Annotated in this window: 19 protein-coding genes; 3 read left to right on the top strand and 16 right to left on the bottom strand. The window is 58.6% G+C overall.

The features are described from left to right. Positions 1–3 precede the first annotated feature (3 nt). The 3 genes from CQ041_RS16490 to CQ041_RS16500 all read right to left on the bottom strand — a co-directional run bounded on the left by CQ041_RS16490 (position 4) and on the right by CQ041_RS16500 (position 2,988). Complete coding sequence (locus tag CQ041_RS16490; RefSeq protein ID WP_105523487.1) at positions 4–759, bottom strand: S9 family peptidase; 756 nt, start codon at positions 757–759, stop codon at positions 4–6. Beyond that, entirely contained in the window at positions 749–1,858 is a 1,110-nt protein-coding gene (locus CQ041_RS16495; RefSeq protein ID WP_105523488.1) for a DUF3182 family protein, read from the bottom strand. The genes CQ041_RS16490 and CQ041_RS16495 overlap by 11 nt, the downstream gene beginning before the upstream one ends. A gap of 170 nt (positions 1,859–2,028) precedes the next feature. Next, positions 2,029–2,988, bottom strand: coding sequence for a GlxA family transcriptional regulator (locus CQ041_RS16500; protein WP_105523489.1), 960 nt, complete (start codon positions 2,986–2,988; stop codon positions 2,029–2,031). A gap of 96 nt (positions 2,989–3,084) precedes the next feature. Between CQ041_RS16500 and CQ041_RS16505 the strand changes: the two genes are divergently transcribed. Further along, positions 3,085–3,648: a cysteine hydrolase family protein gene (locus CQ041_RS16505; protein WP_105523490.1), complete on the top strand. Its 564-nt coding sequence runs from the start codon at positions 3,085–3,087 to the stop codon at positions 3,646–3,648. Between the two features lie 21 nt (positions 3,649–3,669). Here CQ041_RS16505 and tam read toward each other — a convergent pair whose 3' ends face one another. After that, entirely contained in the window at positions 3,670–4,431 is a 762-nt protein-coding gene (gene tam / locus CQ041_RS16510) for a trans-aconitate 2-methyltransferase (RefSeq protein WP_105523491.1), read from the bottom strand. A 185-nt stretch (positions 4,432–4,616) separates the two neighbouring features. On the opposite strand from tam, the gene CQ041_RS16515 reads away from it, so the two are divergent. Further along, entirely contained in the window at positions 4,617–5,552 is a 936-nt protein-coding gene (locus tag CQ041_RS16515) for a hypothetical protein (RefSeq protein WP_105523492.1), read from the top strand. Between the two features lie 83 nt (positions 5,553–5,635). On the opposite strand, the gene CQ041_RS16520 is transcribed toward CQ041_RS16515, so the two are convergent. Together CQ041_RS16520 and CQ041_RS16525 are read right to left on the bottom strand one after the other, a co-directional pair. Beyond that, positions 5,636–6,151 (bottom strand): single-stranded DNA-binding protein, encoded by a 516-nt coding sequence (locus CQ041_RS16520; protein ID WP_003232445.1) that lies wholly within the window; start codon positions 6,149–6,151, stop codon positions 5,636–5,638. Between the two features lie 9 nt (positions 6,152–6,160). Next, positions 6,161–7,555 carry an MFS transporter gene (locus CQ041_RS16525; protein ID WP_105523493.1) on the bottom strand — a complete coding sequence of 465 codons (1,395 nt, stop codon included), beginning with the start codon at positions 7,553–7,555 and terminating at the stop codon, positions 6,161–6,163. 178 nt (positions 7,556–7,733) lie between these two features. Here CQ041_RS16525 and uvrA point away from each other — a divergent pair, with 178 nt between their 5' ends. Next, entirely contained in the window at positions 7,734–10,568 is a 2,835-nt protein-coding gene (gene uvrA / locus CQ041_RS16530) for an excinuclease ABC subunit UvrA (RefSeq protein ID WP_105523494.1), read from the top strand. 66 nt (positions 10,569–10,634) lie between these two features. Here the strand turns inward: uvrA and bfr are convergent, their stop codons facing one another. From bfr to rplO, 10 genes are all read right to left on the bottom strand, one after another. Beyond that, on the bottom strand, positions 10,635–11,099 hold the full coding sequence (bfr, locus tag CQ041_RS16535; protein ID WP_105523495.1) for a bacterioferritin: 465 nt from the start codon (positions 11,097–11,099) through the stop codon (positions 10,635–10,637). 155 nt (positions 11,100–11,254) lie between these two features. Then, a complete protein-coding gene (locus CQ041_RS16540) occupies positions 11,255–12,703 on the bottom strand; it encodes a catalase (protein WP_105523496.1) in 1,449 nt (482 codons plus the stop codon). A 237-nt stretch (positions 12,704–12,940) separates the two neighbouring features. Beyond that, positions 12,941–13,327 carry a 50S ribosomal protein L17 gene (rplQ, locus tag CQ041_RS16545; protein WP_003176402.1) on the bottom strand — a complete coding sequence of 129 codons (387 nt, stop codon included), beginning with the start codon at positions 13,325–13,327 and terminating at the stop codon, positions 12,941–12,943. A 41-nt stretch (positions 13,328–13,368) separates the two neighbouring features. After that, positions 13,369–14,370 carry a DNA-directed RNA polymerase subunit alpha gene (gene rpoA, locus CQ041_RS16550; protein WP_003176403.1) on the bottom strand — a complete coding sequence of 334 codons (1,002 nt, stop codon included), beginning with the start codon at positions 14,368–14,370 and terminating at the stop codon, positions 13,369–13,371. A 22-nt stretch (positions 14,371–14,392) separates the two neighbouring features. Further along, positions 14,393–15,013 (bottom strand): 30S ribosomal protein S4, encoded by a 621-nt coding sequence (gene rpsD, locus CQ041_RS16555; protein ID WP_003176404.1) that lies wholly within the window; start codon positions 15,011–15,013, stop codon positions 14,393–14,395. Positions 15,014–15,031: 18 nt separating this feature from the next. Further along, on the bottom strand, positions 15,032–15,421 hold the full coding sequence (gene rpsK, locus CQ041_RS16560) for a 30S ribosomal protein S11 (protein WP_002555466.1): 390 nt from the start codon (positions 15,419–15,421) through the stop codon (positions 15,032–15,034). A 30-nt stretch (positions 15,422–15,451) separates the two neighbouring features. After that, a complete protein-coding gene (gene rpsM, locus CQ041_RS16565; RefSeq protein ID WP_003194635.1) occupies positions 15,452–15,808 on the bottom strand; it encodes a 30S ribosomal protein S13 in 357 nt (118 codons plus the stop codon). A gap of 129 nt (positions 15,809–15,937) precedes the next feature. Next, complete coding sequence (gene rpmJ / locus CQ041_RS16570) at positions 15,938–16,054, bottom strand: 50S ribosomal protein L36 (RefSeq protein WP_002555468.1); 117 nt, start codon at positions 16,052–16,054, stop codon at positions 15,938–15,940. A 28-nt stretch (positions 16,055–16,082) separates the two neighbouring features. Next, positions 16,083–17,411, bottom strand: a complete 1,329-nt coding sequence (gene secY, locus CQ041_RS16575; RefSeq protein WP_003194637.1) for a preprotein translocase subunit SecY — start codon at positions 17,409–17,411, stop codon at positions 16,083–16,085. Next, positions 17,412–17,849, bottom strand: coding sequence for a 50S ribosomal protein L15 (gene rplO / locus CQ041_RS16580; RefSeq protein WP_003176407.1), 438 nt, complete (start codon positions 17,847–17,849; stop codon positions 17,412–17,414). Between the last annotated feature and the right edge of the window lies 1 nt (position 17,850).

Raw genomic sequence — 17,850 nt, forward strand, 5'->3', positions numbered from 1 at the left:
CACTCATTGAGACTGGATGATGCTCAATCGCTCACCCACCACCATCTCGGTAATCCAGTCCACCAGGATCGAGGTATAGGCCTGTTGGGACACCGGATCGCTCAACGAATGATCGGCACCGTCAATGATGCGGTGGGTCAGTGAGTGCGTCTGCTGGCACGCCGCGCGGTAGCTCATGATGGTGGCGTGGGGCACGTGATCGTCGGTCTCTGATTCGACAATCAACACGTCACCGGTAAATTGGGCACAGGCATGCAAGGCCCGATTGGTCTCGGCGTTGACCAAGGTACTGCGGTAGTCCATCAGGTCAATCTTATCCAGATCGCGCTTGGGCTTCAGCCACTCCTGGTCGCGGTACAGCGCCGGTACACGCAGCGCCAGCCAGCGTACCGGTCGCAATGACGTCAGGATGGCCGCCAGGTAGCCACCGTAACTGGTACCCACCACCGCCACCGCCGAAGTATCGATGGCCGGGTGGGCGAGTAGCCGGTCGTAGGCTGCCAGCAGGTCGCGCAAATTGTCTTCACGGGTCACGCGCGACAGCGGAATGCCTGTACCGGCGTGGCCGCGCAGGTCGAAGGTGAGACACACGCAGCCCAGCCCGGCGATGCCTTTGGCGCGCTCGAGGTCACGCTCCTGGCTACCGCCCCAGCCATGCACGAACAGCACGCCCGGTACTTTGGATTTGGGGCTCAGGAAGGTGCCGCTCATTTGTTCGTCGTCGATATCGATTGCAATGCTTTCGCTTCTAGCCGTCATAGGATTTGACCGTCACATACTTGAGAAGAAAGTCACTGTTTTCCGCCGGCCCTCGGTACACCTCGATAGCGTCCGCTGGCAGCGCCTGGTCCACGTAGGTTTCTACCGAGGACACGCGTATGGCGCGCAGGCCGGGGTGGTTGATGAAACTCTGCAGGGCGGCCACCTCTGCACTGCTGGCCCCGCCCATGCGCCAGGACTGTTCGAGCACGCCGCTGCAGCGCTGGCCCTTGCTGTCCAGCCCCTGCGCGATGTCGTAATTGCGCCGGGATGCGTAGAAACCCGGGTAGGCCTCATCGGCAGCGTTGTCGAAGACCTGGGCTTGCTCGATGGCCAGGCGCACGGCGTCAGGCAGATCAAGCTCGAGCAAGTTTTCATAATAGCCGGGGACCACCAGCAGGTCTGAGCCGCCGTAGACGTCCTCGCCATGACCGTCCTGGGTCAGGTACTGCTCGCCGCAGTAGCTGAACACGTGATCGCCGATAAAACTCTGGCCAACGCTGTGCGTCATCACTTCTCTCAGGTCTTGCTCCAGCACCAGGCCCTCTTCGAGCAGTTGACCGGCTTCGGGTCGAGCCAACACAGCCTCGAATTCATCCAGGCTGTGGATAACTTCCTGGCCCCGACCCGCGCACGCGTGCACGGGTTTTGTCCGGATCGGGCCGCGCTCGAGCAAGTGCGCTGCGGCGAGCAGAGCGTCTTGTCGTGAGAAAACGCTCATACCGTCCAGAACGACTTTTCGTACACGTTCGCCGAACAAGGCTGACCAGCCTTCCGGAGCGTTGGCCTGTGGATTGAACAGGCCATGGCTGATGGCTTTGGTGCAGATGAAATCATGGTCGACATAACCGCCCCACAGGTCTTCCGGGCCTTTGACCCCGAGCGCACGCGCTTGGGCGGCGCCGACCAGCGTTTGGGTCGGCAGCAGGTACAAATCTCGGCCGGCATGCTGTTGCGCGTCGTAACTCCCGCCGAACTTGAGGCCGAGAATCTGCGCCAGCCAGCGCGCCAGGGCGAGATTGGTCTCGACCTCGTGCTGCGGCGCGCCCTCGCGGGTGGAATGGGCGACGACGATTTTCTTGCGTGGTGTTGGGGTCATGCGTCCCCCTCGGCTGTGCAGCCATGTGTGTAGGGGGAAGGTTGCAGGGATCAGGCCAAGGCCAGGCAGGCATTGAACGTTTTGAAATCAAGCCGTTACGCACTGAACGATGGCAGAAAGCCTGTCTTATTCTGCACGAGCGCCGTGTGGATGGATGGCGTTCTGCACGATCAGACGCCAAATCGGCTGCGGTAATCACTGGGGGCCAGCCCGGTGATTTTCTTGAACGTCGCGCGAAAGGCACTGGGGTCCTGGTAACCCACCGTCCAGGCAATATGGTCGATGGTGCCGTTGGTGAATTCGAGCATCTGCCGGGCCTTGCCCACGCGCAGGTGCTGGCAGTATTCGGTGGGTTTAAGGCCGGTGGCGCTGCGAAAACGCCGCAGGAAGGTGCGCTCTTCCAGGCCCGCCTCCTGAGCCATCGCGGCGACGGACACATCCACCGCGCCGCTGGCTTGCAGCCAATGCTGAACCTTGAGGATGGCGCCGTCGCCGTGACTCAGGATCGGCGCGAAGTTGCTGCCGCACTGGCTGGCACTGTCGCTGTGTTCGATCACCAGGAAGCGCGCGGTATCGGCGGCGATACTCGGCCCCATGAGTCGGTCCACGAGGCGCAGGCCGAGTTCGGACCAGGCCATCAGCCCCGCCGTGGTGATCAGGTCGCCATCGTCGACAATCGGCTTGTCCGCCTCCAGGCGTACGCCCGGGTAACGGGCGGCGAAGGTTGGGGCCGAAGACCAATGCGTGGTAGCGGTGCGCCCGTCCAACAGGCCGCTGCGCGCCAGCATGATCGAACCGATGCACACGCCACCCAGCACGGTGCCCGCCGCATGTTGCTGGCGAAGCCATTGCAGCAGCGCAGGCGGTGCCTGTTCTTCGCTGAACTCACCTATCGAGGGCGGCACCAGCACGGCCATCATCGGATGATCCGGCCCGGGGTGGCTGTCGAAGGTGCGTACCGGCTGGCCAGTGGCGTCGACGTGCCAATGGCTGATCCGCAGCAGCGGCAGTTGCGCAGACTGATGTTCGGCGGCGATCCGGTTGGCCACGCCGAACAAGTCAGTCAAACCATGCACGGCGGCCAGTTGCGCGCCGGGGTAGATCAACACGCCCAACTCGACTACGTTCATTGTCAGTTTTCCCCCTGTTATTGTCGGTGCAGCCAATCCCAGGCGCAGGCGCCAGCTAAGATACTGGGCCCATCAACCCATCACGAGGCACTCCCCATGGCCAAGCAAGCGCTCATCCTAATCGATATCCAGAACGACTACTTCCCCCAGGGCAAGTGGCCGCTTGATGGCGTGGAGGCCGCAGCCGACAAGGCCGCCCGCGTGCTGCAGGCATTTCGCCAAGCGGGCGACGCGGTGATTCATGTGCGTCACGAGTTCACGTCCGAGGAGGCGCCCTTCTTCACGCCCGGCTCCGAGGGCGCGCATTTGCATGCCAAGGTGTTGAATGAAGGCAATGAACCGGTGGTGCTCAAGCATTTCGTGAATTCGTTTCGCGAAACCCCGCTGCGTGAACTGCTGGAGCGCCGCAGCATTACCGAGCTGGTGGTGGTCGGCAGCATGAGCCATATGTGTGTCGACGCGGTGGTACGGGCGGCGGCGGACCTGGGTTATAAGGTCACGGTGCTTCATGACGCCTGCGCCACCCGAGATTTGGAATTCAACGGGCAGGTGATTCCAGCGGCGCAGGTGCACGGGGCCTATATGGCGTCGCTCGCGTTCGGGTATGCCGGTGTGGTGTCGACCGACGAGTACCTGAAGGCGCAAGCGGCGGCGGCCTGACCGCCCCTTGCTCGCCTGGTTTCAGCGCGTCGCGATGATGAACAGCCGTGGAAATGGCAGCAACACCGTGCCATCGGCCAGGGCCGGGTAAGCCTGGGTGATGCGCACCTGGTATTCCTTCAGGAAGGCGATTTTTTCAGCGTCGGTCAAAGGCGCAAGGAACGGCCTCAGCGCCGACGCCTTGAACCATTCCACCACGGCGCCATGGTCTGCCAGCGGATGCAGGTAGGTGGTGCGCCATACATCGACCGTGCTGCAATGGCTGCTCAGCAACTCGTAGTAATAGCTCGCGGTGTGGCGCTCATTGTGTTTGACCGCGCCGATCTTCGCCGCCCACGGGCCATCTGCCGCGACTTCACGGGCGAGCCGGTGGGCGGGCTCGTCAAGGTTGTCCGGGGTCTGCACCGCCAGCGTTCCGCCAGGTGTGAGCTGGTCGACCAGGTGCGGATAGAGCCTGGCGTGGTCGGGCAGCCATTGCAGGGACGCGTTGGCCAGGATCACATCAAAGGATTGCGCAGGCTTCCAGGCGCCGATGTCTGCCCGTTCGAAGCTCAGCGCCGGCAGACGCTTGCGGGCGTCCGCCAGCATGTCGTCCGAGCTGTCCATGCCAGTGACCTGGGCGTGCGCAAAGCGCTCGGCCAGAACTTCGGTGGAATTGCCGGGGCCGCAGCCCAGGTCGACGGCGGTGCGCACGTCGGTGTTCGGTATCGCCGCGACCAGGTCCCGGACAGGACGCGTGCGCTGTTGTTCGAACATCGTGTATTGCTTGGCAGACCAGGTCATCGCGACTTTCCTTCTTGCTGACGTTGGCGTCAGCCTAAATCGTGTGAGCCCAGAGAACAAATACGCTATTCGCCGTGCCACTTGATCCGGCATCGCGAAATCCGCCTCCCCGGTTCAAAGCGTTTATAGTCATGGCCTCGTTGAGAATGACATACCCCGTTTTTGCCCAGGAATGGAACGCCTCTATGACACTCGGAGAATTACTCTCCCCTGTTACTGCGCTTGTTCGATTGATCGCGGCGCTGTTCGGCCGAAAGCCCAGCCTCCCCCACAAACGCCTGGAAGCACGCCTGCTGCTGCGGGGCATCGTCGCTGAGATACCGGAAGACCTGCCGTTCCGAATATGTGATGAAGAGGGTAATCGCCACAGGGGCGTGTATGTCATCGGCATGTTGATCTGGAATAAAGGCAATCAGCCTGTCGTGCAATCCGACCTGACCCCATCGGCGCCGCTCCAGGTTCAGGTCGGCGACGACTGCACCTTGGTCAGCGCCAAGACCGTACCTTTCGAAGACCAGACAGACTGCGCGGCAACGATCACAAGCCCAACGACAATACGCATCGATTTTGACTGCATTAACCCCGGTGAATACCTGATTGTGCCCCTGTTCGTGACGGGCAATGCCATGACCGAAGTCAAGGTCACAGGGCGAATCATCGGGCAGGACAGTCCGATTGACCACACCGCGGAGGAAGTCAGGGCGCCGTTTCTCGAACGCTTATCGATGCTGGTCTGCTTGCTGCTCATCATCAACATGCTGCCGGGATTTTTCATCGCTGGCGCGTTTCTGCTACGGGACTACGGGTTGGACGTTATCTGGAACAAGCCGGAAAGCCTGCCGACCTACTTGACGCTTCCGTTCACGATGGGGGCGATGATGCTTTCCCTGTTCGTCATTTCTCGCGTCGTGTATTGGGTCGAACGCCGAAACTACCCGGAGGGCTACCCCCTTTACGCCGACCTTGAACCGCCCTTGCTCGACAACATCAAGGCGATGCTCAGCACCGTATTCAAGGGCAAGAAACATCGGATATCCACCTCCCTGTTCGACTGGGGAAAACCCGTCTTGCTGACAGGCAAGAAAGCCAAGCGACGCTCCGTGGATGACTGGATTCGATAAGGTCTTAGCCTGGGCGTGATGCATTAAAAAAGCCCCTGGGTCATAGACCCAGGGGCTTGATCGAAGCTGACGAACGTCGTCCGTCAGAACGGGATATCGTCATCAAAGCTGTCGAAATCCGGAGCCGGTTGCGGAGCGGCCTGCTGTGGCGCTGGACGCGACTCACGCTGTGGCTGCTGGCTTGGCTGTGGACGCGACTGCTGTGGGCGCGGTGCCGAGTTGGACATGCCGCCCTGGCCTTGTTGGTCGCCCTGTGGACGGCCGCCCAGCAGTTGCATCGTACCTTGCATGTCGACCACGATTTCGGTGGTGTAACGCTTGATACCGTCTTTTTCCCACTCACGGGTCTGCAGCTTGCCTTCGATGTAGACCTGCGAACCTTTACGCAGGTATTCGCCAGCGATCTCGGCCACCTTGCCGAACATCGACACACGGTGCCATTCGGTTTTCTCGACCTTCTGGCCGGTTTGCTTGTCGGTCCACTGCTCGCTGGTCGCCAGACTCAGGTTGGTCACGGCGTTACCGTTAGGCAAGTAGCGAACTTCGGGATCCTGGCCGCACGTACCGACCAATATGACTTTGTTAACCCCACGGGCCATAACGTTCTCCTAGGCTGGGCGCGCTGTCGGCACTGGGTTGACCAGTTGCTCGAGCGTCGCGCGGTCCAATAATTCGGTGTCCAATTTGATGTAGATGGCGGCTTCTTCAGCAACAACCACGGCATCGGTAACCCCTGCAACGGCCTTAAGGCGCTCAACCAGACCGGCTTCGCGGATCGCTTCTGGCGATAACGGCAAACGCAGGCTCGTTACATAGGGAGGTTCGCGCATGGTAACAGCAAAGGCTAGCCAGAGGGCAGCCAGACCTGCGCATCCCAGGAACACAACCGACAAACCGCCATGCTGGAACATCCAGCCACCCATGATGCCGCCCAGTGCAGAACCCAGGAACTGGCTGGTGGAATACACCCCCATCGCAGTGCCCTTGCCGCCGGCCGGTGAAACTTTACTGATCAGCGAAGGCAACGAAGCTTCCAGCAGGTTGAAGGCGGTGAAGAACACCACCGTGCCGATAACCAAGCCCCGCAGGCTGTCGCCGAACTGCCAGAAGAATAGCTCAGTGAGCATCAGCGTCGCGACGGCGCCGAGCAAAACTCGTTTCATTTTGCGTTTCTTCTCGCCGTAGATGATGAACGGGATCATGGCGAAGAACGAAATCAGCAGCGCGGTGAGGTACACCCACCAGTGCTGCTCCTTGGGCAGGCCGGCTTTTTCCACCAGCGCCAGGGGCAAGGCGACGAAGCTGCACATCAGCATCGCGTGTAATACGAAGATACCCAAATCCAGGCGCAGCAGGTCCGGGTGCTTGAGCGTCGGCAACAACGCTTTGCGCGCGACGCCCGATTCGCGGTGCTGCAGCGTACCGGTGGAGCGCGGCACCATGAACGCCACGATCACGATCCCGAACAGTGCCATGCCACCAGTCGCCAGGAACAAGCCGTGCAGGCCGAACGCGCGGGTGAGCAAGGGACCGACCACCATGGCCACGGCAAACGACAGACCGATGGTCATGCCGATCATGGCCATGGCCTTGGTGCGGTGTTGTTCGCGGGTCAGGTCCGACAGCAGCGCCATGACAGCAGCGGAAATCGCACCGGCGCCTTGCAGGATTCGTCCGGCGATCACGCCCCAGATCGAATCTGATTGAGCGGCGAGCACGCTGCCGAGGGCGAACACGATCAATCCCAGGTAAATCACCGGGCGACGGCCGATGCGGTCGGAAATGATCCCGAATGGAATCTGAAACAATGCCTGGGTCAGGCCATAGGCGCCAATCGCCAGGCCGATCAGGGCGGGGGTCGCGCCTGCGAGATCCATTCCATAGGTCGCCAGGACCGGCAACACCATAAACATGCCAAGCATACGGAAGGCGAACACCAGGGCCAGACCGCTTGCTGCTCGGGTCTCGCCGCTACTCATGCGTTCGCTGTGGGGATCGTGCATGGAAAAACCTCGTCTGAACCGGCGGCGATTCTACCAGTCCCATCGATTGAGAGGGTATATGCGGCGCTTTGCCGCGCAGCTTTCATGTAAGGCTGCAAGCGGCCTTTTGACAGTGTATATTCATCCAGTCTTAAGCCGTATACTCCGGCATTATTTACGCCCGCCGTGCGAGGCCATCTTGGACAAGATCCTGATTCGTGGGGCTAGAACCCACAACCTGAAGAACATCGACCTGACCCTGCCCCGGGACAAACTGATCGTCATCACCGGCCTGTCCGGCTCCGGCAAATCGTCCCTGGCGTTCGATACGTTGTACGCCGAAGGCCAGCGCCGTTATGTGGAATCGCTGTCGGCCTATGCCCGCCAATTCCTGTCGATGATGGAAAAACCAGACGTCGACACCATTGAAGGCCTGTCGCCAGCTATTTCCATCGAGCAGAAGTCCACCTCCCACAATCCGCGCTCCACCGTGGGCACCATTACCGAAATCTACGACTACCTGCGCCTGCTGTATGCGCGTGTCGGTATTCCCCGCTGCCCCGACCACGATATCCCCCTGGAAGCCCAGACCGTCAGCCAGATGGTCGACCTGGTGCTGGCCCAGCCGGAGGGCGCCAAGCTGATGTTGCTGGCGCCGGTGATTCGCGAGCGCAAGGGTGAACATCTCTCCGTCTTCGAGGAGCTGCGTGCGCAAGGTTTTGTGCGCGCACGCATCAACGGCAAGCTCTATGAGCTGGATGAAGCGCCGAAACTCGACAAGCAGAAGAAGCATTCGATTGACGTGGTCGTCGACCGTTTCAAAGTGCGCGCCGATCTCCAGCAACGCCTGGCCGAATCGTTCGAGACCGCGCTGAAACTGGCGGACGGTATTGCCCTGGTCGCGCCGATGGACGATGAGCCGGGCGAGGAGATTATCTTCTCTGCGCGCTTTGCCTGCCCGATCTGTGGCCACGCCATCAGCGAGCTGGAACCCAAGCTTTTCTCCTTCAACAACCCGGCCGGTGCCTGCCCGACCTGCGATGGCCTAGGGGTCAAGCAGTTCTTCGACATCAAGCGCCTGGTCAACGGCGAACTGACGCTGGCCGAGGGCGCGATACGCGGCTGGGACAGGCGTAACGTCTATTACTTCCAGATGCTCGGGTCGTTGGCCTCGCACTACAAGTTCAGCCTGGAGGTGCCCTTCAACCAGCTGCCGGCCGAGCAGCAGAAGGTCATCCTGCATGGCAGCGGCTCGCAGAATGTCGACTTCAAGTATTTGAACGACCGTGGCGATATCGTCAAACGCTCCCACCCGTTCGAAGGCATTGTGCCGAACCTGGAACGTCGCTACCGCGAGACCGAATCGGCCAGCGTGCGCGAAGAACTGGCAAAATTCCTCAGCACCCAACCCTGCCCGGATTGCCGTGGCACGCGCCTGCGTCGCGAGGCGCGGCATGTGTGGGTGGGCGAGAAAACATTGCCGGCCGTGACCAACCTGCCGATTGGCGACGCCTGTGAGTACTTCGGTGTGCTCAAGCTGACAGGGCGTCGTGGCGAAATCGCCGACAAGATCCTCAAGGAAATTCGCGAGCGGCTGCAGTTCCTGGTCAACGTTGGCCTGGACTATCTGTCGCTGGATCGCAGCGCAGACACCCTCTCCGGTGGCGAGGCGCAGCGCATTCGCCTGGCCAGCCAGATTGGCGCAGGGCTTGTCGGCGTGTTGTACATCCTCGATGAACCATCGATTGGCTTGCACCAGCGTGACAACGACCGCCTCCTGGGGACGTTGAAGCACCTGCGCGATATCGGCAACACGGTGATTGTGGTCGAGCACGATGAAGACGCAATTCGCCTGGCGGATTATGTAGTCGACATCGGCCCGGGCGCAGGCGTCCACGGTGGCCATATTGTTGCCGAGGGCACGCCGGCGGAAGTCATGGCCCATCCCGACTCATTGACCGGCAAGTACTTGTCCGGCCGCGTGAAGATCGAGGTTCCGGCCAAGCGCACGCCGCGCAACAAAAAGCTGGCATTGCACCTCAAGGGCGCTCGCGGCAACAACTTGCGCAACGTCGACCTGGAGATTCCGATTGGCTTGCTGACCTGCGTGACCGGTGTTTCCGGTTCGGGCAAGTCGACGCTGATCAACAACACACTGTTCCCCTTGAGTGCCACGGCCTTGAACGGCGCGACCACCCTGGAAGCGGCGGCCCACGACAGCATCAAGGGCCTTGAGCATCTGGATAAGGTCGTCGATATCGACCAGAGTCCGATTGGCCGCACACCGCGCTCCAACCCGGCAACCTACACCGGGCTGTTCACGCCGATTCGCGAGTTGTTTGCCGGCGTGCCAGAGTCTCGCTCACGGGGCTACGGGCCGGGTCGGTTCTCGTTCAACGTCAAGGGCGGACGCTGCGAGGCGTGCCAGGGCGACGGCTTGATCAAGGTGGAGATGCACTTCCTGCCGGACATCTATGTGCCGTGCGACGTGTGCAAGAGCAAGCGTTACAACCGCGAAACCCTTGAGATCAAATACAAGGGCAAGAGCATCCACGAAACCCTCGAGATGACCATCGAGGAAGCCCGGGTGTTCTTCGATGCGGTGCCGGCACTGGCGCGCAAGCTGCAAACGCTGATGGACGTGGGCCTGTCGTATATCAAGCTGGGACAATCGGCGACCACCCTGTCCGGTGGTGAAGCGCAGCGGGTCAAGCTGTCGCGCGAGCTGTCCAAGCGCGATACCGGCAAGACCCTGTATATCCTTGATGAGCCGACCACCGGCCTGCACTTCGCGGATATCCAGCAGTTGCTGGACGTGCTGCACCGTCTGCGCGACCACGGCAACACCGTCGTGGTGATCGAGCACAACCTGGACGTGATCAAGACCGCCGACTGGCTGGTGGACCTGGGGCCGGAAGGCGGCTCCAAGGGTGGCCAGATCATTGCGGTGGGAACGCCGGAGCAGGTCTCGGAAATGTCGCAGTCCCATACCGGTTACTACTTGAAACCATTGCTGGAGCGCGACCGGGCCTGACTTTTTCCGGCCCAATGAAAAGCCCCTGTCACTTTACGGTGACAGGGGCTTTTTCGTAGCCGGAAATCAGAACTGCGATTGCAGGTAATTCTCCAGGCCGATCAGCTTGATCAGGCCCAACTGCTTTTCCAGCCAGTAGGTGTGATCTTCTTCGGTGTCGTTCAACTGCACGCGCAGGATCTCGCGAGTGACATAGTCACTGTGCTGCTCGCAGAGCTCAATGCCCTTGCAGAGTGCGGCGCGGACCTTGTACTCGAGGCGCAGGTCGGCAGCGAGCATGTCAGGGACTGTCGCGCCCACATCCAGGTCGTCGGGACGCATGCGCGGCGTGCCTTCGAGCATCAGGATACGGCGCATCAGTGCGTCGGCGTGCTGTGCCTCTTCTTCCATCTCGTGATTGATACGTTCGTAGAGCTCAGTGAAGCCCCAATCTTCGTACATGCGCGAATGGATGAAATATTGGTCACGAGCTGCCAGTTCGCCCGTCAGCAACGTGTTGAGGTAATCGATTACGTCGGGGTGACCTTGCATCGCCCTACATCTCCCTGCTTGAAAGTCTGTAGTTTGAACCATGATGACTCGGAGGTCACGGGATCAACGGCAGAATAGTGAAGATTTCCTGAGAAAAGTGGCTGAAATAACGCAAAAACCGCCCAAATGAGGGCGGTTCTGCTTATCGTTTAGAGTCAGTTAAGCGATACACCCAGTGCCTTTGCAATTGCTTCTCCATACGCAGCGTCTGCCTTGTAGAAGTGGCCGAGTTGGCGCTGCACAACATCGCTGCTGACACCGGCCATTGCACCGGCAATGTTGCTGACGAGCAGCGCTCTTTGCTCGTCGCTCATCAGACGGAACAGTGCACCGGCGTGGCTGTAGTAGTCGGTGTCTTCGCGGTGATCGTAACGATCAGCCGCGCCGCTCAGGGCCAGTGCGGGTTCGGCGTATTGCGGCGCTTGCTTCGGTGCATCACTGTAGCTGTTAGGCTCGTAGTTAGGCGTTGCACCACCGTTGCTGCCGAATGCCATCGAACCGTCACGCTGGTAGCTTTTTACCGGACTGCGTGGGGCGTTTACTGGCAATTGCTGGTGGTTGGTACCCACACGGTAGCGGTGAGCATCTGCGTACGCGAATACACGGCCTTGCAGCATGCGGTCAGGAGACAATCCAACACCAGGAACCATATTGCTCGGGCCGAACGCGGCTTGCTCAACTTCAGCGAAGTAGTTCTGTGGATTACGGTTGAGTTCCAACTCGCCGACTTCGATCAACGGAAACTCTTTCTGCGACCAGGTTTTGGTGACGTCGAAAGGATTTTCATAATGAGCATTAGCCTGGGCTTCGGTCATGATCTGGATGCACACGCGCCATTTCGGAAAATCACCGCGCTCGATGGCACCAAACAGGTCACGCTGAGCGTAGTCAGGGTCGGTACCGGCCAGCCGCGCCGCTTCAGCCGGTGCGAGGTTCTTGATGCCCTGGTTGGTTTTGTAGTGCCACTTGACCCAATGACGCTCGCCCTGAGCATTGATCAGGCTGTAAGTGTGGCTGCCAAAGCCGTGCATGTGGCGATAGCCATCTGGAATGCCTCGGTCCGAAAACAGAATGGTGACCTGGTGCAACGCCTCTGGGGAGTGCGACCAGAAATCCCACATCATCTGCGCGCTTTTCAAATTGCTTTGCGGCAGGCGCTTCTGGGTATGGATGAAGTCTGGGAATTTCAACGGGTCGCGAATGAAGAACACCGGCGTGTTATTACCTACGATGTCCCAGTTGCCTTCTTCCGTATAAAACTTCAGGGCAAAACCGCGTGGATCACGCTCGGTGTCCGCCGAACCACGCTCACCGCCTACGGTGGAGAAGCGCAGGAAGGTTGGGGTTTGCTTACCGATGGCGTCGAACAACTTGGCACTGGTGTATTGCGTAATGTCTTGCGTGACCGTGAAGGTGCCGTAAGCGCCTGAGCCCTTGGCGTGCACACGACGTTCCGGAATGTTTTCACGGTTGAAGTGAGCAAGCTTCTCGATCAAATGGAAATCATCGAGTAACAGCGGGCCGCGTGGACCGGCGGATCGGGAGTTCTGATTGTCGGCCACAGGCGCGCCACTGGCGGTGGTCAGAATTTTGTTTTGGCTCATGTGCATATTCCTCAGGTCGGGCTTGGAACTGCCGGCTAATCGGCTTGGGGGGAGTATCGATCATCAATGTGACGCCTACAAATTCATTAAATCGTAAGGGTCAATAGAAAATTACTAACGAGACGCCCGCACCCATAGTGCGATTTGATTCTGAGAGAAGCTTGTACAAAAACCGCTTTTTCACACGCGCACAAAAAACCGGGCACTAGGCCCGGTTCTTCGTTGCAGCTTGACGTCTTACTCGGCGCTTACAGCTTCGCCGGCAGTAGCACGATCAACCAACTCGACGTACGCCATAGGCGCGTTGTCGCCAGCGCGGAAACCGCACTTGAGGATGCGCAGGTAGCCACCCTCACGGGTAGCGTAACGCTTGCCCAGGTCGTTGAAGAGCTTACCAACGATAGCTTTCGAACGAGTACGGTCGAAAGCCAGACGGCGGTTAGCCAGGCTGTCTGTCTTGGCCAAAGTGATCAGCGGCTCAGCAACGCGACGCAGTTCTTTAGCTTTCGGCAGTGTAGTTTTGATCAGCTCGTGCTCGAACAGCGACACCGCCATGTTCTGGAACATGGCCTTGCGGTGCGAGCTGGTACGGCTCAGGTGACGACCACTTTTACGATGACGCATGGTTCATTCCTTACCAAACTCACGTTCGGTGATTACGACGATCAGGCAGTCGCCTTGTCGTCCTTCTTAAGACTTGCAGGCGGCCAGTTGTCGAGGCGCATGCCGAGGGACAGACCGCGGGAGGCCAGAACGTCCTTGATTTCAGTCAAGGATTTCTTGCCCAGGTTCGGAGTCTTCAACAGTTCTACTTCGGTACGCTGAATCAGGTCGCCGATGTAGTAAATGTTTTCCGCCTTAAGGCAGTTAGCCGAACGTACAGTCAGTTCCAGATCGTCAACCGGGCGAAGCAGGATCGGATCGATCTCGTCTTCCTGCTCGATTACCACTGGTTCGCTGTCACCTTTGAGGTCGACGAACGCAGCCAACTGCTGTTGCAGGATGGTTGCAGCGCGGCGAATAGCCTCTTCAGGATCCAGAGTACCGTTGGTTTCCAGATCAATAACCAGCTTGTCCAGGTTAGTACGCTGCTCGACACGGGCGTTTTCCACCACGTATGCGATACGGCGAACCGGGCTGAACGAAGAGTCAAGCTGCAAGCGACCAATGCTGCGGCTTTCGTCTTCATCGCTCTGACGCGAGTCGGCCGGTTCATAACCACGACCACGAGCTACGGTGAGCTTCATGTTCAGGGCGCCGTTAGACGCCAGGTTAGCGATTACGTGATCGGGGTTAACGATCTCGACATCATGATCCAGCTGAATATCGGCAGCGGTAACCACCCCCGAACCCTTCTTCGACAAGGTCAGCGTAACTTCGTCACGGCCGTGCAGCTTGATAGCCAGACCTTTAAGGTTCAACAGGATTTCAATTACGTCTTCCTGTACACCTTCGATGGCGCTGTACTCGTGGAGCACACCGTCAATCTCGGCCTCGACTACTGCACAGCCGGGCATTGAGGACAACAGGATGCGGCGCAGCGCGTTGCCCAGGGTGTGGCCAAAACCACGCTCGAGAGGCTCGAGAGTGATCTTGGCGCGGGTTGGACTGACAACCTGCACATCAATGTGGCGGGGTGTCAGGAACTCATTTACCGAAATCTGCATGGATGCACCTATTTTCTAGCCCTTACTTGGAGTAGAGCTCGACAATCAGGCTTTCGTTGATGTCGGCGGACAGATCACTGCGAGCTGGAACGTTCTTGAAAACGCCCGACTTCTTCTCAGTGTCTACTTCTACCCATTCTACGCGGCCACGTTGGGCACACAGATCGAGAGCTTGGACAATGCGAAGTTGGTTTTTAGCTTTCTCGCGAACTGCGACCACGTCACCAGCACGAACCTGGTAGGACGGAACGTTTACGGTCTGACCGTTAACGCTGATCGACTTGTGCGATACCAGCTGACGGGATTCGGCACGAGTCGAACCAAAGCCCATACGGTATACAACGTTGTCCAGACGGCATTCGAGCAGTTGCAGCAGGTTTTCACCGGTTGCACCTTTCTTGCCAGCAGCTTCTTTGTAGTAGCCGCTGAACTGACGCTCGAGAACGCCGTAGATACGACGGACCTTCTGCTTTTCACGCAGTTGGGTGCCGTAATCGGACTGGCGACCGCGGCGTTGGCCGTGGATACCAGGTGCTGCTTCAATGTTGCACTTCGATTCGATCGCGCGCACGCCGCTCTTCAGGAAGAGATCGGTGCCTTCGCGACGAGCGAGTTTGCATTTTGGACCAATGTAACGAGCCATTCTTTACAATCTCCTGGATTACACGCGGCGCTTCTTCGGCGGACGGCACCCGTTGTGCGGGATTGGCGTCACGTCGGTGATGCTGGCGATCTTATAGCCACAGCCGTTCAAAGCACGGACAGCAGACTCACGACCTGGACCTGGACCTTTGACGTTAACGTCGAGGTTTTTCAGGCCATATTCCAGCGCAGCTTGACCAGCACGTTCAGCAGCTACTTGAGCAGCAAACGGGGTGGACTTGCGGGAACCGCGGAAACCCGAACCACCAGAGGTAGCCCAAGACAGCGCGTTACCTTGACGGTCGGTGATGGTCACGATGGTGTTGTTAAAAGAAGCATGGATGTGGGCGATGCCATCAACCACTGTCTTTTTAACTTTTTTACGAGGACGAGCAGCAGGTTTTGCCATGATAATTTTCCTGTCGATTCGCTGGGGCGATTACTTGCGGATCGGCTTACGCGGACCTTTACGGGTACGCGCGTTAGTCTTGGTACGCTGACCGCGTACTGGAAGACCACGACGATGACGCAGACCGCGATAGCAACCGAGGTCCATCAAACGCTTGATTTTCATGTTGATTTCGCGACGCAGGTCACCTTCAGTGGTGAACTTCGCCACTTCGCCACGCAGCTGTTCAATCTGCTCGTCGCTCAGATCCTTGATCTTAGCAGCTGGGTTTACCCCAGCAACTGCGCAAATTTTCTGCGCAGTAGTGCGACCAACACCATAGATGTAGGTCAGCGAGATAACAGTGTGCTTGTTATCTGGAATGTTAACGCCTGCAATACGGGCCATTCAGTGGGACTCCAATTGACAGCTACCTACGCCCCGGAAGCCAAGAAATAGGGCGCGAGATAATATCGCTGTAATAACAAATAATCAACCCGGCAGCGCACTAGCTGCCGGGCTTCAAGCGGATCACACTCAGCCTTGGCGCTGTTTGTGACGCGGTTCCGCGCTGCAAATTACTCGAACAACACCTTCGCGGCGAATAATCTTGCAGTTACGGCACAGCTTTTTCACCGATGCACGAACTTTCATCACCAACTCCTCGAACCTTATGGGGTACTCAGCGCAACATGCCGCTGCCGTAGCCCTTCAGGTTGGCTTTCTTCATCAGGGATTCGTACTGGTGCGAAACGAGGTGCGATTGTACTTGGGACATGAAGTCCATCACAACCACGACGACGATCAGCAACGAGGTCCCGCCAAGGTAGAACGGAACGTTTGCTGCAACCACCAGGAACTGGGGCAGCAAGCACACGGCCGTCATATATAGAGCACCGAACAGGGTCAAACGAGTCAGAACGCCATCAATGTAGCGCGCAGACTGCTCACCTGGACGGATGCCCGGAATAAAGGCACCGGACTTCTTCAGGTTTTCCGCTACGTCTTTCGGATTGAACATCAACGCCGTATAGAAGAAGCAGAAGAAAATAATCCCTGCACTAAACAGCAGAATATTCAACGGCTGACCAGGAGCGATCGACTGAGAGAGGTCCTGCAGCCAGCCCATATTTTCAGACTGACCAAACCAGGTACCCAACGAAGCCGGGAACAGCAAAATGCTGCTCGCGAAAATTGCCGGAATAACACCGGCCATATTCACTTTCAGCGGCAAGTGGCTGGTCTGCGCAGCAAAAACCTTGCGGCCCTGCTGACGCTTGGCGTAGTGAACAGCAATACGACGCTGGCCACGCTCAATGAACACCACAAAACCGATAATCGCTACTGCCAGCAAACCGATAGCAACCAGGGCGAAGATATTGATATCACCCTGACGCGCAGACTCGAAAGACTGCCCGATTGCTCTCGGAAGACCGGCAACGATACCCGCGAAAATCAACATCGAGATACCGTTGCCAACACCACGCTCAGTAATCTGCTCACCCAGCCACATCATGAACATCGCACCAGCCACAAAAGTGGATACCGCGACGAAATGGAAGCCAAAGTCACCAGTGAACGCAACGCCCTGCCCTGCCAGGCCAACGGACATGCCGATAGCTTGAACCAGGGCGAGGACGACAGTGCCGTAGCGGGTGTACTGGCTAATCTTGCGACGGCCAGCTTCACCTTCCTTCTTCAACTGCTCCAGCTGCGGGCTGACGGCGGTCATCAGTTGCATGATGATCGATGCCGAGATGTACGGCATGATCCCCAGTGCAAAAATGCTCATCCGTTCCAGCGCGCCGCCGGAAAACATGTTGAACAAGCTAAGAATGGTCCCCTCATTCTGTCGAAACAGGTCTGCGAGTCGGTCCGGGTTGATACCTGGAACCGGGATGTGTGCGCCTATTCGGTAGACGATAATCGCCAGGAACAGAAAACGCAGACGAGCCCAAAGTTCAGACATACCGCCTTTGCCGAGCGCTGAGAGAGCACCTTGCTTAGCCATTTATTCCTCGAACTTGCCGCCAGCTGCTTCGATAGCCGAACGCGCACCTTTGGTGGCGCCGATTCCCTTGCCGATAGTGACAGCGCGAGTCACTTCACCGGACAGCATGATTTTCACACGCTGTACGTTGACGTTGATCACGTTGGCATCTTTCAGGGTCTGCACAGTAACGATGTCGCCTTCCACTTTGGCCAGCTCGGACAGACGCACTTCTGCGCGGTCCATGGCTTTCAGGGATACGAAACCGAACTTAGGCAGGCGACGATGCAGCGGCTGTTGACCGCCTTCAAAGCCTGGAGCAATGGTGCCACCGGAACGGGAGGTTTGACCTTTGTGGCCACGGCCACCAGTCTTACCCAAACCGCTACCGATACCACGGCCCGGACGATGCTTTTCGCGACGGGAACCCGGCGCTGGACTCAGATCATTGAGTTTCATC

The sequence above is a fragment of the Pseudomonas sp. MYb60 genome (genome assembly GCF_002979555.1).
Classification (GTDB): domain Bacteria; phylum Pseudomonadota; class Gammaproteobacteria; order Pseudomonadales; family Pseudomonadaceae; genus Aquipseudomonas.